General features: G+C 55.0%; 18 protein-coding genes and 2 pseudogenes. 14 read left to right on the forward strand and 6 right to left on the reverse strand.

The annotated features are described in order from the left end of the window. The first annotated feature begins 41 nt into the window (after positions 1–41). Positions 42–1,277: an alanine transaminase gene (gene alaC, locus ERD80_RS05200; RefSeq protein WP_059012156.1), complete on the forward strand. Its 1,236-nt coding sequence runs from the start codon at positions 42–44 to the stop codon at positions 1,275–1,277. Positions 1,278–1,319: 42 nt separating this feature from the next. On the opposite strand, the gene ypdK is transcribed toward alaC, so the two are convergent. From ypdK to ERD80_RS05215, 3 genes are all read right to left on the reverse strand, one after another. Next, positions 1,320–1,391, reverse strand: a complete 72-nt coding sequence (gene ypdK, locus ERD80_RS05205; RefSeq protein ID WP_006120362.1) for a membrane protein YpdK — start codon at positions 1,389–1,391, stop codon at positions 1,320–1,322. A gap of 202 nt (positions 1,392–1,593) precedes the next feature. After that, positions 1,594–2,622 carry an HlyD family secretion protein gene (locus ERD80_RS05210; protein WP_136546005.1) on the reverse strand — a complete coding sequence of 343 codons (1,029 nt, stop codon included), beginning with the start codon at positions 2,620–2,622 and terminating at the stop codon, positions 1,594–1,596. 5 nt (positions 2,623–2,627) lie between these two features. After that, on the reverse strand, positions 2,628–4,229 hold the full coding sequence (locus ERD80_RS05215; RefSeq protein ID WP_136546007.1) for an MFS transporter: 1,602 nt from the start codon (positions 4,227–4,229) through the stop codon (positions 2,628–2,630). Positions 4,230–4,378: 149 nt separating this feature from the next. Between ERD80_RS05215 and ERD80_RS05220 the strand changes: the two genes are divergently transcribed. From ERD80_RS05220 to ERD80_RS05235, 4 genes and pseudogenes are all read left to right on the forward strand, one after another. Beyond that, entirely contained in the window at positions 4,379–5,164 is a 786-nt protein-coding gene (locus ERD80_RS05220; RefSeq protein WP_021509102.1) for an IclR family transcriptional regulator, read from the forward strand. A gap of 7 nt (positions 5,165–5,171) precedes the next feature. After that, a pseudogene (locus ERD80_RS05225) lies at positions 5,172–5,643 on the forward strand (universal stress protein). A gap of 9 nt (positions 5,644–5,652) precedes the next feature. Beyond that, positions 5,653–6,456 (forward strand): hypothetical protein, encoded by an 804-nt coding sequence (locus tag ERD80_RS05230; protein WP_021509104.1) that lies wholly within the window; start codon positions 5,653–5,655, stop codon positions 6,454–6,456. A 255-nt stretch (positions 6,457–6,711) separates the two neighbouring features. After that, complete coding sequence (locus ERD80_RS05235) at positions 6,712–6,993, forward strand: membrane lipoprotein lipid attachment site-containing protein (RefSeq protein WP_021509105.1); 282 nt, start codon at positions 6,712–6,714, stop codon at positions 6,991–6,993. A 73-nt stretch (positions 6,994–7,066) separates the two neighbouring features. Here the strand turns inward: ERD80_RS05235 and ERD80_RS22420 are convergent, their stop codons facing one another. Both ERD80_RS22420 and ERD80_RS05240 read right to left on the reverse strand, forming a co-directional pair. Beyond that, a complete protein-coding gene (locus ERD80_RS22420) occupies positions 7,067–7,219 on the reverse strand; it encodes a hypothetical protein (RefSeq protein ID WP_168926252.1) in 153 nt (50 codons plus the stop codon). Positions 7,220–7,500: 281 nt separating this feature from the next. Then, a complete protein-coding gene (locus ERD80_RS05240) occupies positions 7,501–8,718 on the reverse strand; it encodes an MFS transporter (RefSeq protein ID WP_136546009.1) in 1,218 nt (405 codons plus the stop codon). Positions 8,719–8,997: 279 nt separating this feature from the next. On the opposite strand from ERD80_RS05240, the gene ERD80_RS05245 reads away from it, so the two are divergent. Continuing rightward, a complete protein-coding gene (locus tag ERD80_RS05245; RefSeq protein WP_021313687.1) occupies positions 8,998–9,237 on the forward strand; it encodes a hypothetical protein in 240 nt (79 codons plus the stop codon). A gap of 36 nt (positions 9,238–9,273) precedes the next feature. Here ERD80_RS05245 and ERD80_RS05250 read toward each other — a convergent pair whose 3' ends face one another. After that, positions 9,274–10,173: an EamA family transporter gene (locus ERD80_RS05250; RefSeq protein WP_136546011.1), complete on the reverse strand. Its 900-nt coding sequence runs from the start codon at positions 10,171–10,173 to the stop codon at positions 9,274–9,276. A 182-nt stretch (positions 10,174–10,355) separates the two neighbouring features. Here ERD80_RS05250 and ERD80_RS05255 point away from each other — a divergent pair, with 182 nt between their 5' ends. The 8 genes and pseudogenes from ERD80_RS05255 to ERD80_RS05290 all read left to right on the forward strand — a co-directional run bounded on the left by ERD80_RS05255 (position 10,356) and on the right by ERD80_RS05290 (position 17,485). After that, positions 10,356–11,219: an AraC family transcriptional regulator gene (locus ERD80_RS05255; protein WP_136546013.1), complete on the forward strand. Its 864-nt coding sequence runs from the start codon at positions 10,356–10,358 to the stop codon at positions 11,217–11,219. A gap of 614 nt (positions 11,220–11,833) precedes the next feature. After that, positions 11,834–12,331: a type VI secretion system contractile sheath small subunit gene (gene tssB / locus ERD80_RS05260; RefSeq protein ID WP_136546015.1), complete on the forward strand. Its 498-nt coding sequence runs from the start codon at positions 11,834–11,836 to the stop codon at positions 12,329–12,331. A gap of 33 nt (positions 12,332–12,364) precedes the next feature. Further along, positions 12,365–13,912: a type VI secretion system contractile sheath large subunit gene (gene tssC / locus ERD80_RS05265; protein WP_136546017.1), complete on the forward strand. Its 1,548-nt coding sequence runs from the start codon at positions 12,365–12,367 to the stop codon at positions 13,910–13,912. Between the two features lie 18 nt (positions 13,913–13,930). Then, a pseudogene (gene tssK / locus ERD80_RS05270) lies at positions 13,931–14,263 on the forward strand (type VI secretion system baseplate subunit TssK); the annotation flags it as partial. Between the two features lie 63 nt (positions 14,264–14,326). Continuing rightward, positions 14,327–14,797 (forward strand): hypothetical protein, encoded by a 471-nt coding sequence (locus ERD80_RS05275; protein WP_136546021.1) that lies wholly within the window; start codon positions 14,327–14,329, stop codon positions 14,795–14,797. 237 nt (positions 14,798–15,034) lie between these two features. Then, positions 15,035–15,721: a hypothetical protein gene (locus tag ERD80_RS05280; RefSeq protein WP_136546023.1), complete on the forward strand. Its 687-nt coding sequence runs from the start codon at positions 15,035–15,037 to the stop codon at positions 15,719–15,721. Positions 15,722–15,960: 239 nt separating this feature from the next. Beyond that, complete coding sequence (locus ERD80_RS05285; protein ID WP_136546025.1) at positions 15,961–16,563, forward strand: CDP-alcohol phosphatidyltransferase family protein; 603 nt, start codon at positions 15,961–15,963, stop codon at positions 16,561–16,563. After that, positions 16,556–17,485, forward strand: coding sequence for a phosphatidate cytidylyltransferase (locus ERD80_RS05290; RefSeq protein ID WP_136546027.1), 930 nt, complete (start codon positions 16,556–16,558; stop codon positions 17,483–17,485). The genes ERD80_RS05285 and ERD80_RS05290 overlap by 8 nt, the downstream gene beginning before the upstream one ends. Positions 17,486–17,488 lie beyond the last annotated feature (3 nt).

Genomic DNA, 17,488 nt, shown 5'->3' on the forward strand with positions numbered 1-17,488 from the left:
CGCTCGGACGGTCCGGGCGCTAACGTAATCCAGAGGACATCATGGCTGATAACAGCACACCCCGTCGTTTCTCGCGTATTGAACGTCTGCCCCCCTATGTATTTAACATCACGGCTGAATTGAAGATGGCTGCGCGCCGGCGCGGCGAAGACATCATCGATTTCTCCATGGGCAACCCGGATGGCGCGACACCGCCGCACATCGTGGAAAAGCTCTGTCAGGTGGCACAGCGTGAAGACACGCACGGCTACTCTACCTCCAAAGGGATTCCGCGCCTGCGTCGCGCCATTTCGCGCTGGTACGCCGAGCGTTATCAGGTGGATATCGATCCGGAATCCGAAGCTATCGTTACCATCGGCTCGAAAGAGGGGCTGGCGCACCTGATGCTGGCGACGCTCGATCACGGTGACACCGTGCTGGTGCCCAATCCCAGCTACCCGATTCACATCTACGGTGCGGTGATCGCCGGCGCGCAGGTGCGCTCGGTGCCGCTGGTCGCTGGGGTAGATTTCTTCAATGAGCTGGAACGCGCCATCCGCGAAAGTTACCCGAAACCGAAGATGATGATCCTCGGCTTCCCGTCCAACCCGACATCGCAGTGCGTGGAACTGGACTTCTTTGAGCGCGTCATCGCGCTGGCGAAACAGTACAATGTGCTGGTCATCCACGATCTGGCCTACGCCGACATCACCTATGATGGCTGGAAAGCGCCGTCAATCATGCAGGTGCCGGGCGCGCGCGATGTGGCGGTGGAATTCTTTACCCTGTCAAAAAGCTACAACATGGCGGGCTGGCGCATCGGCTTTATGGTCGGCAACAAAGAGCTGGTGGCGGCACTGGCACGCATCAAAAGCTATCACGACTACGGCACCTTCACACCGCTGCAGGTGGCGGCGATTGCGGCACTGGAGGGCGATCAGCAGTGCGTGCGTGATATCGCCGAGCAGTATAAACGCCGGCGCGATGTACTGGTGAAGGGGCTGCATGAGGCAGGCTGGATGGTCGATCTGCCGAAAGCGTCCATGTACGTCTGGGCGAAAATCCCCGACCATTACGCGCATTTAGGCTCGCTCGAATTCGCCAAACGACTGCTGCAGGAGGCGAAAGTGTGCGTCTCGCCGGGCATTGGCTTTGGTGACTACGGCGATACCCACGTGCGTTTTGCCCTGATTGAAAACAGCGATCGTATTCGTCAGGCGGTGCGTGGCATTAAAGCGATGTTCCGCGCCGACGGTATTTTGCCGGGAACGGTAAAAGCGGTGGAAGAAGCAGAGTAACTACAAATCGGGGCGACTGAGCGGTCGCCCCGGCTGGCGTCTTTACAGCATCAGCACGAAGGTGCCGACCCAAAGTAAGACGAAGAAAGAGATTCCCATCAAGGCGTATTTCACAAAACAACTCCTCTGAGCGGTTACAATGATGGCGATCCCAAACCAGCGTAACCCGAACAGAATAAGAGAAAGGTGGAGTTCATCATCGCTACACGCTTTCTACTCAGGTCGCTTCGGGCTGCCCCGAAACAGGATCGAGCGCTAATTTACGCGGAATCGATCCGAAAATAAATAGGTCACTTCTGAGAAGTTGCTCACATTTTCATCGGGTCTCAATCTGCGGAATCGCCGACATGCCGACACGTAATTGCGCCAGATCGCTCTGATGCGGATCCAGCACAATTTTCACCGGCAAACGTTGAACCACTTTAGTGTAGTTGCCGGTGGCGTTATCGGGGGCAATCGCGGAAAACGTGGCGCCGGTAGCGGGCGCAATACTGTCAACGTGACCGGTGAAGGTCTTGCCGGGCAATGCATCAATCTTCACCACCACTCTCTGGCCCGGGCGCACATCCGCCAGCTGCGTCTCCAGATAATTGGCGGTGATGTAAGTCTGCTGTAGCGGCACCACGGCCAGCAGACGCGTACCCGCGCTGACCCAGGCTCCCACGCGCACCGAACGCTGACCCACCATGCCATCCACCGGCGCAATAATACGCGTATAAGAGAGATTCAACCCAGCCTGGTCGACGCTGGCCTGCGCCGCCGCGACATCAGCCTCCGCCTGACGCAGCGCGGCCTCAAGCACCTTCACCTGCTGTTCGGCCGCCGCCAGCGCTGCTGCGCTCTGGCGCACCGTGGCGGCGGCGGAACGCTGGGTTGAGCTGGCTTTCTGCTGATCGTCAGCGGCTATGGTGCCGCTCTTGTACAGCTGGTTGTAGCGCGCCGCGCTCTGTCCGGCATACTGCGCCGATGCCTGACTGGCGGCCAGCGTGGCGCGGGCCTCGGCAATGGTGGACTGCTGCTGGTCGAGCTGCGCCTGCGCGCTCAGCCGTTTGGCGTCGCTGACCTGCAGATTGGCCCGTGCGGTCTCCAGCGCCACGCGATAGTCGCGGTCGTCGAGCGTCGCCAGCACGTCGCCAGCCCGCACGCGCTGGTTATCCTGCACGTTGACGTGGGCGACATAGCCGGACACCTTCGGAGCCACCAGCGTATAATCGGCATTCACCCAGGCATCATCAGTGCGATGATCGTTGCCGGTCATGGCTGACCACAGCCAGAACGCCATCGCCAGCAAAACCAGCAGCAGGGCGCTCAGCAGGAGTGTTCGTTTCATAGCAAAAGCGTGCATAACAGTTATTCCGGAGTTTTGGTAACAGGTTGAATCAGGGTTTGCGGTGGCCAGACGCGTTTCGCCAGGCACAGCGTCAGCACTAACAGCCCGACAGCGAAAGCGATCAGCATCAGATACGCATCGCTCAGGCTCAGCACCATGGCCTGATGCTTCAGCAGGGTGGCGAAGCCGCTGAGATTGGCCGCGCTGCTGGCGCTGCCGTTGGCCAACAGCGGCAGGCTGCTGCTGGACTGCTGGCTATCCGTTGCGGTCATCAGCCAGCTGCGACTGGCAGCCTGATCGACCAGCACGCTGGAGTGAAACTGCTCACGATGGCTGATAAACCACTCCACCAGCGTGCTGGCGGCAATGCTGGCAAAGCCGCGTACGGTATTGAACATGGCGGAGGCGAACGGTCCTTCCGGCGGCGCGACCACGCTGGTGGCGCTCATCAGCACCGGCAGAATCACCATCGGCTGACCAAACGCCTGCAAGACCTGCATCAGCCAGAAGTTTTGCCGCGCCCAGTCGGTGGTGATCTGCATGCCCAGCAGGCAGGCGGTCGCCAGCAGCAGCACACCGGCGCTCAGCACCCAGCGGCAGTCAATCCAGCGGATATTCAGCAGGCTGGCGACCAGCGGTGCAATCAGCAGCTGTGGCAGGCCGATGGTCAACGCCAGCGGCGCGAACTGCAGCGTGCGAAACCCCTCCACCTGACCAAAATAGGCCGACGGCAGCGCCGAACCGGACAGCGCCAGAATCAGTACACCCGCCAGCGCCAGCAAACCGTGCGACAAATTACGGCGGCGCAGCATCTGCAACTTAAACAGCGGCAGCGGGTGAAACCATTCATTAATAAAGAACACAATCAGCAACGCCAGCGCGCTGAATAATAGGGCGACAAACAGCGGCGAGCTGAGCCAGTCGAGACGCTCACCCTGCGTCAGCGCCAGAATCAGCAGCGCCATGCCCGAGCAGCCGCTCAGCATGCCGAACAGGTCAATCTGTTTAAATCGCTCAGTGCGCAGCGGATCCTGCGGCAGACCCCAGCCGATCAGCAGCATGGCGATCAGCATGGCCGGCACCACCTGCCAGAACACAAACATCCAGCTGACGTCATCGGTCCAGAACGCCGCCAGCGACGCCGCCAGATTCGGGCCAAACGTGGCGGTGAGGGCGTAAGCACTCAGCCCATAAAGTTTGATCGGCGGTGGCAGAAAGCGCAGCGCCACCGTCATCAGCAGCGGCGGCAGAGCGCCGCCAAACAGTCCCTGCACCACGCGCAGCGCAATAAACAGCGGGGCCGTGGGCATAAAGGGCAGCAGGACACCGCACACCATGAAACCGGCCGACACCGCCAGCGCGAAGCGGCGCAGCGAAAAGGTGACGGCGAACCACGGTGCAATCATCATCGCGGCGACTTCCGCTGCCTGATAGGCCGAGATAATCCAGCTGCCGTCATCGTAGCTAATGCCGATTGCGGCACGAATATCGGCCAGCGCGATGTCGGTGACGCGATCGTTTAATCCGGAGGTCAGCGCGGCGATCAGCACCCCTACCAGACCCAGCGCGAGGCGCAGGGTAAAAGGATGCGGTGCCGGTGCCGCCACGGGCTGGGCATTCATAGCAGGTGTCTCGTTATTGGTTGATGCAGTGTATTGCGATGTGATACAGCTCGCATCTTACATTTCGATATGGTGTATTGCAATGTGATACAGGGTGTAAAAGTGCGATCGTTCGCGCTAAAGTAGGGCAGGCCAAAAAGGAACGTATCATGGTAGAACCTCCCTCAAGCCGTGAGGATGAAAAAGCGGGTGGCATTCAGGTCATTGCGCGTGCGGCAAAAATTTTAAATGCGCTCGGTGAGCATCCGGGCGGCATGAGTCTGGGTGAAATTGCGCAGGTGGTCGATCTGCCGCGCTCGACGGTGCAGCGCATCGTGGCGGCGCTGGATAGCGCGCAGCTGGTGCGCAGCGGCGGGGCCGGCGGGCTGCGCCTCGGTCCGGCGTTGCTGAAGCTGATCTCCAGCGTGCACAGTGACGTGGTGGAAATTGTCCGGCCGTTCCTCGAACAACTCTCGGCGGAAATCAATGAAACGGTGTCGCTGGCGCGGGCCAGCGGGACGCAGCTGGCGATTGTCCATTACGTGGTGGCCACGCGTGAGCTGCGCGTGGTGCCCCACATCGGCCTGAATCTGCCGCTCTACAGTACGTCCGGTGGCCGGGCGCTGCTGGCGCTGGAGAGCGACGAAGATGTGCGGGTGATGGTCGGTGAAGCCTATGCGGAACTGACGGAAATGACGGTAAAAACGCTGCCGCAGTTGCTGACGCTGATTGCGGAGGTGCGCGCCAGCGGACTGGCTATCGATCGCGGCGAAACGCTGGAGGGCATTTCCACCATGGCGGTCGCGATTGATACGCTGTTCGGGCGCTTCTCGATCTCACTGCTGGTGCCGACGGCACGTTTTCACCGCCAGGAAGCGCATTACCGGACAGCGCTGATAAAGTGTAAAGAGGCGCTGATTCGCGAAATTGGCAAAATAACTGCTGCGGAAGGATAACCGACTGATGAAAACCTTGCTGATGGCCATCGATAACTCACCGGTGGCGGAAAAAGTGATCGCTCTGACCATTGAACAGGCGCTGGCGCAACAGGCGCAGGTCACCGTGCTGTGCTGTGTCGATCCGGCTTATTCGTCGTGCAATCAGCCGATTGAGATTGACGCCGGGGAAGATCCGGACGATTTTGCCGTGGCGCAGGATGAACAAAACACGGCTGAAATGGTGGTACGCCATGCGCTGGCACCGCTGCTGCGCGCTGGCACCGCTGCTGCGCGCTGGCATTGACGCACGCGGGCTGATTCTGGCCGGTGAAGCGGCGGAAACCATTGTGGCGCAGTCTGAGGCGTTGCACGCCAGTATGATTATAATGGGCCGTCGTCACCTGTCGCCGCTCAACCGCCTGCTGAAAGGCTCGGTAAGCGCAGCAGTGATTGAACGCGCCAGCTGTCCGGTTTTAATTGACGTTCGCAAGGATTAATGTCGCTCCATGTTCTCGCTTTTCCCGCTCACGCTGGCCGCTTTTGTGCTGCTGGCGATCATCATCGTGATACTGCTGCGCACCACCGCGCTGCGCGTCTGGCAGGGTGTCCTGCTGTTTTTGCTGCCTGTGCTGCTGGCCAATCTGCTGTGGTTTAGCTGGCTGCATCCGCGTCAGGAGCGCGAGGCGCTGGCGGCGCAGGTGGCTACCCAACTGAGCGACGCGCCGGGTTATCGCGTACTGAAAGTGCAGGAGCCGGCGCTGTGGCAACTGCTGAATCGCGAGTTGCAGCACAAGCTGGCAGAGGGCGTACCTGCGGAGCAGGCGCTGGGCGATATGCGCGGCTGGCTGATGGATTTGGTGAATCAGCGCATGGCGCGCGCCAGCGATGCGGCGATCATCAACTACATCCGCGTTTCGGTGCAGGAGATGCAGGCGCTGCAGCAGCAGGATACGCAGCGCTGCTTCCGTTTCCTCTATCCACAGGTCAGCGGTGGCGTCAATCTGCAACAGGTGCTGTCGCCGGAGCTCAATCAGCGCGATGGTGAAGCGCTCGAGGCACTGTTGCAAAACAGTACCGGCGATGAGCTGGCGGTGGATCAGCCTCAGGCGCAGCGCGATCTGCAGCGCGTGGTGGAAAAACTGTATGGCAAGTGGGGCGATAAGCTGCAGCAGCTGAATATGCCGGCGGATACGGCGGTGGATCGCGGCACGATGTGCGCGATGTCGATTGATCTTTACAGCGGAATTCTCGCATTGCCGGACAAACAAGCGGCCAATCTTTTGCGTAAGATGGTCAGCCTTACCGGATAACGGGCGAAAAAAAAGCCCGCTCAGCACGGGCATAAAGGTCACTTTCAGTATGTCTTTTTGTGGGTATCACCTGGTGTGGTGCAGACTTCGTTTTGTCTGAAGTCATCTTCTCACTGCTGATGTGATAAGGAAAACCGTTTGGTTTTATTGATTTGATTGGCGAAAGCTTTGCATTAATCGGACATTTCGCGTCTTTTTCCTATAGAGGCGTGTGACGTTGCCTTTTACACTGCAACGTCTGATGAGGACACCCTAATGAATAAAATGCTTATTAGCGCGTTAGCGCTTTTTATGCTGGCCGGTTGTAGTGTCAGCAAACCCGGGGGTTTTGAGCGCGTGGATGAAGATGCCCGTTCAAATACCGTACAGTATCGTTACGATCCACAGAAGCTGGATAAAGATGCGCTGGAACTTGATCTGGCGAATTACTGTAACCAGCGCGGCTTCGATAAAGTCGAGTCGCTTCCGGCGCAGGACAGCAATTTGCCTGGCCTGAAGAAAGTCTGGTATCAATGTAATTACGCGGTGAAAAGCTAAAAAATAAGGGCGGGATTGATTCCCGCCCTTATTTTATTCATTTTTTATTATGTGCTGTGTGTGCTTTGCCCAATTACCAGTGACGATAGCCGCCATGGCCGTGATGCCAGCCGCCGCCGTGCCCGTGGCCCCAGCCGGGACCGCGTCCATGATCGTGCTCGATAATACACCCGCTTAGCATGGTCATAATCGCCACCACCGAAGCAGCTTTTATTAACTTCTTCATGGAGAGTCCTCCTCTTTTCCAATGAGGCCAGATTAACCGGGAAAAGTGGAGTGAAGATGCAGTGAATGTAGAGTTATTTCCGTAATTATTACCAGATATGTCAATTAAAAGCTAAAAGTGACAGGGCGGGAAATAAACCAATCGGAATAAGCTGAATAGCGCCTGATAATAACCCGATTACTCTGAAATGCAAGGTTAAATAACAGTCATTCTCAACGCGTGATCAATTCTGTGGTCATCAGTAAAAAGCCTGCCGTGCAATTACACGGCAGGGTGGTGAATTAATTATGCAGTACCGGCGCGGCCAGGTTTTGACGATTTGGCAGACGGATACTGAGCGACAGCACCAGCGAGATCACCAGCAGTGTCATAATCAGACTGAAGGTCACGGTGAAGCCGCCGAACACCGAAGCCACCAGCGAGCCAAGCACGCTACCGATGCCGAAGCCGAGATAGATCAGGCCGTAGTTTTTGGTCAGGTTGTTAAGGCCGAAGAAATCACTGACCAGTGACGGAAAGACGGTGATGGTGCCGCCAAAGCTGAACGCCACGCAGGCCAGCGACAGGAAGAAGGTAGTTTCATTCATGTGGGTGAACAGCAGGATGCTCATGCCGCTCAGCGAAACCAGCTGTGCCAGCGAAATAACCCGGATGCGCGCCATTTTGTCCGACAGTACGCCGAGAATCAGTCGTCCGCTCAGGTTGGCAATGGCAATTACCGTCACCGCATTGGCCGCCGTTTGCGTACTCAGGTGCACCAGGCCTTCACCAATATCTTTCGCGACGCCAATCACATACAAACCACTCATGCAGGCCGTCAGGAACATCAGTGCCAGCATCCAGTACTGCGGCAGACGCACCGACTGTGCCAGCGTAAACTCCTGTGCCGCCTGCTGCTGACGTGAGCCAGCCTGCTGCAGCGGCGCATCGCGCATCATCAGGGCACCGGCAATGATCATCGCCATCGCCAGCACGCCCCAAATCATAAAGGTATTTTCCAGCCCCTGACTGCTGAGCAGCGCGCCGCAGATAAATTTAAAGCCGAGGCTGCCGAGGCCGTAAGCGCCGATCGAACAGGCCGAAATCAGCCCTTTGCGCTCCGGAAACCACTTCACGCAGTTAGAGAGCGTCATCAGATAGCCCGCGCCATCGGCCAGCCCGACCAGAATACCGGCGCTCAGGTACAGCATCATCAGGTTGTCGGCATGAGCGGTCAGCCAGAAGCCAATCGCCATCAGAATACCGGCGCCGATGGTGACGTTGCGCACGCCAAAGCGCTCCTGCAGCTTGCCGGCCAGCGAGGAGGCAATCGCCAGACCAAGACTGAGCAGACCAAAGGAAAAAGCCACCTGGCTGACTGGCGCATCCAGCTTTTGTGCCAGCTGGCCGTTAAACAGACTCCAGGTGTAAACCGAGCCGAGCGCGAACTGGGTAATGATGGTGCCGACGAGGGTAAGAATACGAATACGCTGATGATTAGGGTTAACGGCTGTTGTCATTTTCTCTCTCCCATCCGGGAATACGGAATCTGCAGCGATAATAAGCCTCACGCGGGCGCGGGTGGTGCGGACGGGCGTGAACGGAGCGGGAGACGGAATGAAATGCTGTGAAACCGGTATGAATGGTATTGCGCCTTTGCTTAAGCGCAGCGCGGATGTCGTCACATGAACAGGCATTGCGACAGGTGAGCATGTGTAACAGGGTGTTTTAAGCGCAGCATCTGCGCGGCAAAACGCAGGAACTTTGCCAGGCTTATAGTTCATTCAACAGGAGGAAATATGAAAGACCGGGCATATGAATCCGTATCCAGCGGGGATGAGGTTTGCTGCATCATCGGTCAGGCGGTTATCGAGTTAAGCGATGAACAGCAGCCTGTGACCAGGTCCACCCTGTCGCTGAAATTACTGGCGATGGCCGACCGCGACAGAGATGATGAACGCGTTCTGCTTTACTGGATTGCCAGAAAAGCCATTAACCAACCTCACCAGCTCAACATCGGCGTCGGGGGCTGGCGCTAGAGGAGTGACAGAGCGGGCGCCATGCCCGCTCTTGCTTCACGCCAGACGTAACCGGCGATGAGCCGGCCAGCGCACGAACATCACCATATTCCCTGCCAGAATCATCACCAGCCCGACGATAGCATTGCTATGCCACTGATAGCCTTCATACAGCGTCGAAAGCGTCAGCGCCACCAGTGGAAACAGCAGGGTGCTGTAAGCCGCCTGGCTGGCACCGATGCGCCCCACCAGCGTGAAGTAGGCACCAAAACCCAATACCGATCCAAACAGCGCCAGATAGCTCATCGCTCCCAGCCACTGCAGATTGAGCGCCGGCGCCAGCGCGTCGCCATTTACCAGCGCCAGCAGGGCCATGATCAGCGCACCGTACAGCATGGCGTAGCTGTTGGTGGTCAGCACGTCGCGCTGACGATGCTGATGGCGGGTGGAAATCATATTGCCGAAGGAGAAACCGAGCGTGCCCAGCGCGCTCAGCCCCACGCCCGACAGCAGCTGCGGCGCAACATGGGCTGACTGAATATCCTGCCAGAACAGCGCGACAATCCCGCCCAGACCCAGCGTGGCGGCGGGCAGCAGGCGGAAAGGCGGGCGCTGGCGGAAAAAGATCCAGCTGTTGAGCGCGTTATACAGCACCGCCATCGAAAAAATCACCGACTCCAGTCCGGTGCTGATCATCGCTGCCGCGTGGTAAAAGCAGACAAAATTAAAACCGAATACGCAGCCGCCCTGTAACAGACAAAACAGGTGGTCACGCGCATCCAGCGTACGCAGACGTTTCAGCAGCCGGAGAAGCACCAGCATGGTCAACGAGGCGAACAGGAAGCGCCAGAATACCGCCACCAGTACCGGCGTATCGGCGGCCTGCTGCTGCAGAAAAATCGCAATCCAGGTGGTGCCCCAAATCAGCACCACCGCGAGGTATAACATCAGGTTCATCAGAAACTCTCCGGCGGAATCAGGCTCGCAGTGTGCCTGAGTGACAGGAGCGCGGCTTGCATGGCTTTGCGCAGCACTTGCAAATTCTTGCGCTTTTTCCCGCCTGGTCCGGCATTGGCCTGTTTTCTGTCCGGTCAGTTGCGTAAACTACAGGACATCAACCCAGAGAGCGATGTCAGACCATGCCGGAATATCAGACATTTACTATGCTTCAGCGTCACAAAGCACAGCTGCGCGATAGCGTGCAGCTGAGCGGCGGCATTCGGCTGGCGGCGTGGTTCAACAGTGGCGATCGCGTGACCAACCTCAGCGATCACCATACGCTTAGCCTTTATGTGGCTGACGGTTACGATACCTGGCACAAAACACCGCACGGCTGGCGCAACGGCGGCGCGCCGGATCGCTTTTGCCTGATGCCGTCTGGCACTGAGTCGACCTGGGATCTGCGCGCGGATTTATCCTTCGTGCACCTCTACTGCACCGATGCGCATTTGCGTCACCTCGGTGAGCAGGTGTGGGATCGCAGCCCGGCGCAGCTTAACCTGCATGAGAAGATTTTTGCCGACGATGACCGCATCACCCAGCTGTATCGTCATTTTCTGCTGAGCGCCGACTGGCAGCAACCGGCCAACCAGCTGATGCTGAGCAGCGCCTCAACACTACTGATGACCCATCTGCTGCAGCGCTACAGCGAGGTACAGTGGCAGCTGCCGCAGGTACGCGGCGGACTGGCGCCGGCGGTATTGCGCCGCGTGCTGGCGCTGATCGATACGCAGCTGGATCAGCCGTTAACGCTGGCCCAACTGGCGGCAGAGGCGGTGCTTAGCGAATACCATTTTGCACGTATGTTCCGCAGTAGCACCGGCGAAGCGCCGCACCAGTATGTGATGCGCCGCCGTATGGAAGCCGCGCAGCAGCTGCTGCAATTCAGCACGCTGTCGCTTACCGAGATTGCCCTGCGCTGCGGTTTCCACTCCTCCAGCCACTTCAGCAACCGCTTCCGCCAACTGCACGGCATGGCACCGTCGGCATGGCGTCAGCGCTGACGGGGCAGTTGGAATGAAGTTTGTGAGGAATAGATTACTGAATTAGCAGCGGCGCGATTGATCGCGTACGTCATTATGTCGTGAACCACGCTATCCTGATTGATTCCCTCTGGTCGCATCCGAACGTTATTTATACGAAATTTCCCACATGGGTGGTGATTTATACGATTACGTTGAACGGATGTAGCACGGGGCTTAGTTGCGCTCTGTTTTACCTGAAATCTTTACTTCATCTCATTACCGTCCTGTATGAAATTCCGCACTGCTTTTATCCGCAATTTTTATCTTTTTATGTCATTTCTTTCTTGATGGTGGGATGGTTTCTGGCGGATTTTTTATTTTGACCTGAATCAATAAATTCACGCTTTGTTAATATTAATCCACAACTTTATTTTTTATTGGCATTAATGTGCGGCCTTTAATGTCTTTGCCAGTTTTTTTAGCTGGTTTCTGGTGACAATGATCTGCCTTTTTTAGTTTTAATGGTTTTCGTGTGTCACTTTAGCAGCTTAAAGATCTGTGTATTTGCTTTTCTGTCGATCATTGCTCTGTTGTTACCTCTAAAGTAGTATGGCGCGAAAAATGTGCGCTGAGATAAACAGAGGGATGATGAAATGGCAGATAGTTTCCAGAATGAAGTGCCAAAGGCACGTATTAACTTAAAACTTGACTTGCATACCGGTGGCGCAAGCAAGAAAACCGAGCTTCCGCTGAAATTACTGGTGGCGGGCGACTTCAGTCATGGTCAGGCGTCCGCACCATTATCAGAGCGAGCCAAAGTTAATCTGAACAAAAATAATTTTGACGCAGTGCTTTCCGAATATACGCCCAAAGTCACGGTTGCCGTTAAAAATACGCTGGCCGATGACGGCAGCGAAGACAGCATCAGTCTGACTTTCCAGAGCATGAAAGATTTCTCTCCGGAACAGGTCTCCCGGCAAATACCTCAGCTGAAGGCCATGCTTTCCATGCGCAATTTACTGCGTGATTTAAAAGCCAACCTGCTGGATAACCAGGCCTTCCGAAAGGAGCTGGAAAAAATTCTGCTGGACCCGGCGTTAAGCGCAGAACTGCGCGCTGAGCTCTCAACCCTGGCACCAAAACAGCCATAACCATCACGATGATTTAACGGATTAATAAGGAAGATGCTGATGTCTGTAAATAATGAGAATGCGACGGGTGGCGAGAGCGTGGTGCTGGAACGTCCGGCAACCGGTGGGGTCTATGCCACCCTGTTTGAAAAAATCAATCTTAACCCGGTTTCTGAGCTGAGCGCGCTGGATATCTGGCAGGATGCGCAGGCGATGTCGGATGCAACGGCGGATGAGCGTTTAACCGCCGGCATGCAGGTATTTCTGGATTGCCTGAAAAAATCAGGCGCAAAAGTTGAAAAACTCGACAAAAACCTGATTGACCACCATATCGCCGCGCTGGATCACCAGATCAGTCGTCAGCTGGATGCGGTCATGCACAGCGAAGAGTTCCAGGCTGTGGAGAGCCTGTGGCGCGGTGTGAAATCCCTTGTCGATAAAACCGATTTCCGCCAGAACGTGAAAGTCGAACTGCTGGATATGTCTAAAGAAGATCTGCGTCAGGACTTTGAAGACAGCCCGGAAATTATCCAGAGCGGCCTGTATAAACACACCTATATTGATGAGTATGACACACCAGGCGGCGAGCCGATTGCGGCGCTGATTTCCGCTTATGAGTTTGATGCGTCTGCGCAGGATGTTGCCCTGCTGCGCAATATTTCAAAAGTGTCTGCTGCGGCGCATATGCCGTTTATCGGCTCTGCCGGCCCGCAATTCTTCCTCAAGGATTCAATGGAAGACGTGGCGGCCATCAAAGATATCGGTAACTATTTTGACCGCGCTGAATACATCAAGTGGAAATCCTTCCGCGAGACGGACGATTCGCGCTACATCGGTCTGGTGATGCCGCGTGTGCTGGGTCGCCTGCCGTATGGCCCGGACACCGTACCGGTGCGCAGCTTCAACTACGTTGAAGAAGTCAAAGGCCCGGATCACGACAAATACCTGTGGACCAACGCCTCGTTTGCCTTCGCATCCAACATGGTGCGCAGCTTCATTAACAATGGCTGGTGCGTGCAAATCCGTGGTCCACAGGCCGGTGGTGCGGTGCAGGATCTGCCGATTCATCTGTACGATTTGGGCACCGGTAATCAGGTGAAGATCCCGAGTGAGGTAATGATCCCGGAAACCCGCGAATTCGAGTTCGCCAATCTCGGTTTCATTCCGCTGTCCTACTACAAAAACCGCGACTACAGCTGCTTCTTCTCAGCCAACTCCACCCAGAAACCTGCGCTGTATGACACTGCGGATGCCACCGCCAACAGCCGCATTAACGCCCGTCTGCCGTATATCTTCCTGCTGTCGCGTATCGCGCATTATCTGAAGCTGATTCAGCGTGAAAACATCGGCACCACCAAGGATCGGCGTCTGCTGGAACTGGAGTTAAACACCTGGGTGCGCGGTCTGGTGACCGAAATGACCGATCCGGGCGATGAGCTGCAGGCTTCTCACCCGCTGCGCGACGCGAAGGTGGTAGTGGAAGATATCGACGATAACCCGGGCTTTTTCCGCGTCAGGCTATACGCCATCCCACACTTCCAGGTGGAGGGCATGGACGTCAACCTGTCACTGGTTTCCCAGATGCCGAAGGCGAAATCGTAAGGCGAGGGGAAATCAGGGATGAAAATTTACCGCCCACTTTGGGAGGATGGGGCCGCTCTGGCCCCGCAACAATTCCAGCAGCAGGCTCGCTGGAATGAACACGTTGCCGACATGGTCGCGCGGATGGGGGTTTCTCATCCCTGGGGCGTGGTGGCGGCAGAATTTGACGATGCAGCACTGGCGCTCTCGCGCCTGAACGCCACCCGTCTGGTGGTGCGCTTTCAGGACGGTACCCTCATTGATACCGACCTGGCTGACACGCTTCCTCCGGTCTGTGATTTGTCTTTTGCCGCCGGCAGTGAAGCTGTTGACGTTATTGTCGCTCTGCCGCTGCTGAGTGCCAGCGGTGGCACGCCATCTGAAGCAACAGCAGTATCTTGATACCACAACCCGTCTGTAAGGTCAGATAGCATCATGTCAGTAAAGTCACAGTTTCTCGAAAAACTACAGACCAGACAGTCTGCACCGGCTTCATCTGTCAGTAAGAATCAGGCAGATATTGCGGAGTTTTGCCTGCGAATAACGCAACTTCAGGAGCAGATGAATACGTGGCTGGAAAGTACAGGACTGCATGTTGAGACGTTTACCGTCTCTGTTACAGACTTGTTGCTGGAGGGCGGGGCTTTTGATATTGCCGCCGTCGTTCTGCGTATGGACGACCGGTATGTAAAATTTGTGCCGGCATTCCTTTATGGTCAGAGTGTAACCGGGTGTGTGGAGGCGACCTTCCATAATGGAAGACTCGTGACGCCTCTGGGGCGATTATTTATGCGGTCTGGAACGATGAACAAGTGGGCCTTTACTCCGCCTGGTGCTTTATCTCCCTCAGGACAGGTTTTTGATGAGAGCACATTTTTTGGTTTAATTCTGGCGCTCCTTTCGTAGCAAAACCGGAATGAGCAATAGTTTTTTGCATATCAGTCATTGCATCCAGGCATGAAAAAATACTTAAAGTTGACGTGGAGAATCCCAAAATAACGAAATACACCACAGATCTGGAAATGTGAAAACCTACCAACTAACATGCGCGCCTCTGATATATGGTGATCAAGCCGTGATGGGGGCGTGTCGACGTCAATAGATATTTCTTGAATATCAATGCTACTTATAAAAGGAATGACTTTGGATAAGTTTACAAAAAAATTGCTTAATAGTCTTTCGGTAGTGCTGACTATCCTGGTTTTGTCAGGTTGTGCAACAAAACAACTGAGAAATGACATAAAAAATCATGAAAATGGCCGAGAGTTGTATAACGATGATGTGATCACTGCAGCAACCATCACCGAATCAGTAAAGGAAAATTACAGCTGGGTTTTTATTGGTAATCATTTTGATTATGCCCTTACCTCAGGCGCGAGAGATTTTTTGCGCGCACTGGTGTCTGGTAAAATTGATAAAGGCAGAGTCAGGGTATCTGAAGATGGTACATTCATGCTGAATAAAGGAAAAAATCAGTTCAGCGGCGAGATTACCCTGAAATATAGCTATCGGGATCAGTCTGAGAAAATGCTTATCTTAAATATTCTCAAGCTATCAGAGTGGTATTGCCTCGGTGATAATAAAGGTGCTGGTGAATGCGAAATCAGACTCTCTGAACTTCGGGGCACCATACATCAAAAAGCGCATGTTCCTGCTGATGTTTTCCGGTTTGACCATCCGATTAAGGTGAAATTCTATACCAATAATACTCTCTCTGCGAAACGACTTCTCTATCCGGCTGCAGTGGCAACAGATGTTGCGCTGTCACCACTATATCTTCTTGGTGGCGTCGCTGTTTTATCTTTCTACGGCATTCTGCTGCTGCATTAATAGTCAAACCCTATTTGGGGGGCATCAGTTTGATTAATAAAGGAACTAACAAGTCGAGTAGGGATGGCGAAATGTGCAGGTATACCTGCGCGCTATTAAATGGATAGTGATGTCAACGAACACCATAGCCAGCATATTTAAAATGTGCGGGAATTTCACTGTGTCTTATTATTGGCAGTGAGTATTGAAATGCCAGGTAGTGAATGTTTTTTATGATAAATGGACTATCAAATTAAAATATGACTCTTTACGATATTAAACCAAAATTTCAGGATTTATTACGGCCATTAGTCCGCGTGTTGTTTCTGCGGGGGGTAACGGCTAATCAGGTAACCGTCAGTGCGGCAATTTTCTCGATGATGCTCGGTGCGGGGTTGATGCTGTTTCCCGACCCTTGTCTTTACATTTTACTACCCGTCTTTCTGTTTCTTCGTATGGCGCTGAATGCGATAGACGGCATGCTGGCACGCGAGTTTAATCAGAAAAGCCAGCTTGGGGCCATTCTTAATGAGATCGGAGATATCATAGCTGATGCAGCGCTTTATCTTGCATTTGCATTTTTGACCGGTATATCGCCATGGCTGGTTGTTCTGGTTGTGTTGTTGTCGTGGCTGACAGAGTTTGGTGGTGTTATCGCTCAGACGCTTACAGGCATACGAAATTATCGTGGTCCGATGGGGAAAAGTGACCGTGCCTTTGTGCTGGGGGCTTTGGGGCTGTTTATCGCGCTTTGGCCGCAGTACATCATCGTCGCCAATATCGTCTTTGGTATCCTGGCTGTGCTGCTGGCCTGGACCTCAATCAACCGCTGTCGCAGTGCGCTGGAGGTCACCAATGCCTGATTCCCTGCACACGTTGTATTACTGCCTCGGCGGGATCTTCAGTGTTTTAGTGCTGGCGACCGCCATCATTTTCATCTTAGAAAAGTGCCACCCGCAGCGTGACTGGCTGGAACTCCAGCAGCGTATCAACAGCTGGTGGGTCATCGTTGGCTTATTTTCACTGGCGATGCTGTCACCCAAAGGGTTGGCGCTCACCTTCTTCGGATTTCTCAGTTTCCTGTCCCTGAAGGAATATCTGACGCTCGCTCCGACACGCCGCTCTGACAGCATGCCGTTGCTGTGGATGTATGCCGCGATCCCGCTGCAATATATCTGGGTGGGCATGTCGTGGTACGGCATGTTCATTATCTTCATCCCAATTTACGTCTTTTTATTCCTGCCCGCCCGCATGGTGCTCGTTGGTGATACGAAAGGGTTCTTACACTCAGCATCCGTTATGCACTGGGGCATGATGACGACGGTTTTTGCTTTAAGCCATGTTGCGTTCCTGATGGTGTTGCCGGGCATGGATACCAAAGCGGGGGCACTGCTGGTGATCTTCCTGGTCGCGACCACCGAGCTTAACGATATTTCGCAATATTTGTGGGGGAAATCACTGGGCAAAATCAAGGTTACGCCGAAGGTTAGCCCGAATAAAACGCTGGCCGGATTGCTGGGGGGCGTGCTGACCACCACGCTGCTGGCAGCCATTTTCGGTCCGTTGCTGACGCCGATGAACTGGATCCATTCGCTGGGCGCCGGAGTGATTATCGGCCTGAGCGGATTTTGTGGCGATGTGGTGATGTCGGCCATCAAGCGTGATTTTGGCGTGAAAGATTCCGGGAAACTGCTGCCGGGGCACGGCGGCATCCTTGATCGTCTGGATTCGCTGATTTACACCGCGCCGCTGTTCTTCCACTTTTATTACTACTTCTATGTATAAGGG

Origin of the sequence: Pantoea sp. R102, from assembly GCF_004916815.1 — a bacterium.
Classification (GTDB): domain Bacteria; phylum Pseudomonadota; class Gammaproteobacteria; order Enterobacterales; family Enterobacteriaceae; genus Pantoea; species Pantoea dispersa.

Bases quoted from the DNA above. Each gene is read 5' to 3' on its own strand.
- alaC (WP_059012156.1), top strand. From the start codon at position 42: ATGGCTGATAACAGCACACCCCGTCGTTTCTCGCGTATTGAACGTCTG.
- ERD80_RS05210 (WP_136546005.1), bottom strand. From the start codon at position 2,622: ATGCACGCTTTTGCTATGAAACGAACACTCCTGCTGAGCGCCCTGCTG.
- ERD80_RS05215 (WP_136546007.1), bottom strand. From the start codon at position 4,229: ATGAATGCCCAGCCCGTGGCGGCACCGGCACCGCATCCTTTTACCCTG.
- ERD80_RS05220 (WP_021509102.1), top strand. From the start codon at position 4,379: ATGGTAGAACCTCCCTCAAGCCGTGAGGATGAAAAAGCGGGTGGCATT.
- ERD80_RS05230 (WP_021509104.1), top strand. From the start codon at position 5,653: ATGTTCTCGCTTTTCCCGCTCACGCTGGCCGCTTTTGTGCTGCTGGCG.
- ERD80_RS05235 (WP_021509105.1), top strand. From the start codon at position 6,712: ATGAATAAAATGCTTATTAGCGCGTTAGCGCTTTTTATGCTGGCCGGT.
- ERD80_RS22420 (WP_168926252.1), bottom strand. From the start codon at position 7,219: ATGAAGAAGTTAATAAAAGCTGCTTCGGTGGTGGCGATTATGACCATG.
- ERD80_RS05240 (WP_136546009.1), bottom strand. From the start codon at position 8,718: ATGACAACAGCCGTTAACCCTAATCATCAGCGTATTCGTATTCTTACC.
- ERD80_RS05245 (WP_021313687.1), top strand. From the start codon at position 8,998: ATGAAAGACCGGGCATATGAATCCGTATCCAGCGGGGATGAGGTTTGC.
- ERD80_RS05250 (WP_136546011.1), bottom strand. From the start codon at position 10,173: ATGAACCTGATGTTATACCTCGCGGTGGTGCTGATTTGGGGCACCACC.
- ERD80_RS05255 (WP_136546013.1), top strand. From the start codon at position 10,356: ATGCCGGAATATCAGACATTTACTATGCTTCAGCGTCACAAAGCACAG.
- tssB (WP_136546015.1), top strand. From the start codon at position 11,834: ATGGCAGATAGTTTCCAGAATGAAGTGCCAAAGGCACGTATTAACTTA.
- tssC (WP_136546017.1), top strand. From the start codon at position 12,365: ATGCTGATGTCTGTAAATAATGAGAATGCGACGGGTGGCGAGAGCGTG.
- ERD80_RS05275 (WP_136546021.1), top strand. From the start codon at position 14,327: ATGTCAGTAAAGTCACAGTTTCTCGAAAAACTACAGACCAGACAGTCT.
- ERD80_RS05285 (WP_136546025.1), top strand. From the start codon at position 15,961: ATGACTCTTTACGATATTAAACCAAAATTTCAGGATTTATTACGGCCA.
- ERD80_RS05290 (WP_136546027.1), top strand. From the start codon at position 16,556: ATGCCTGATTCCCTGCACACGTTGTATTACTGCCTCGGCGGGATCTTC.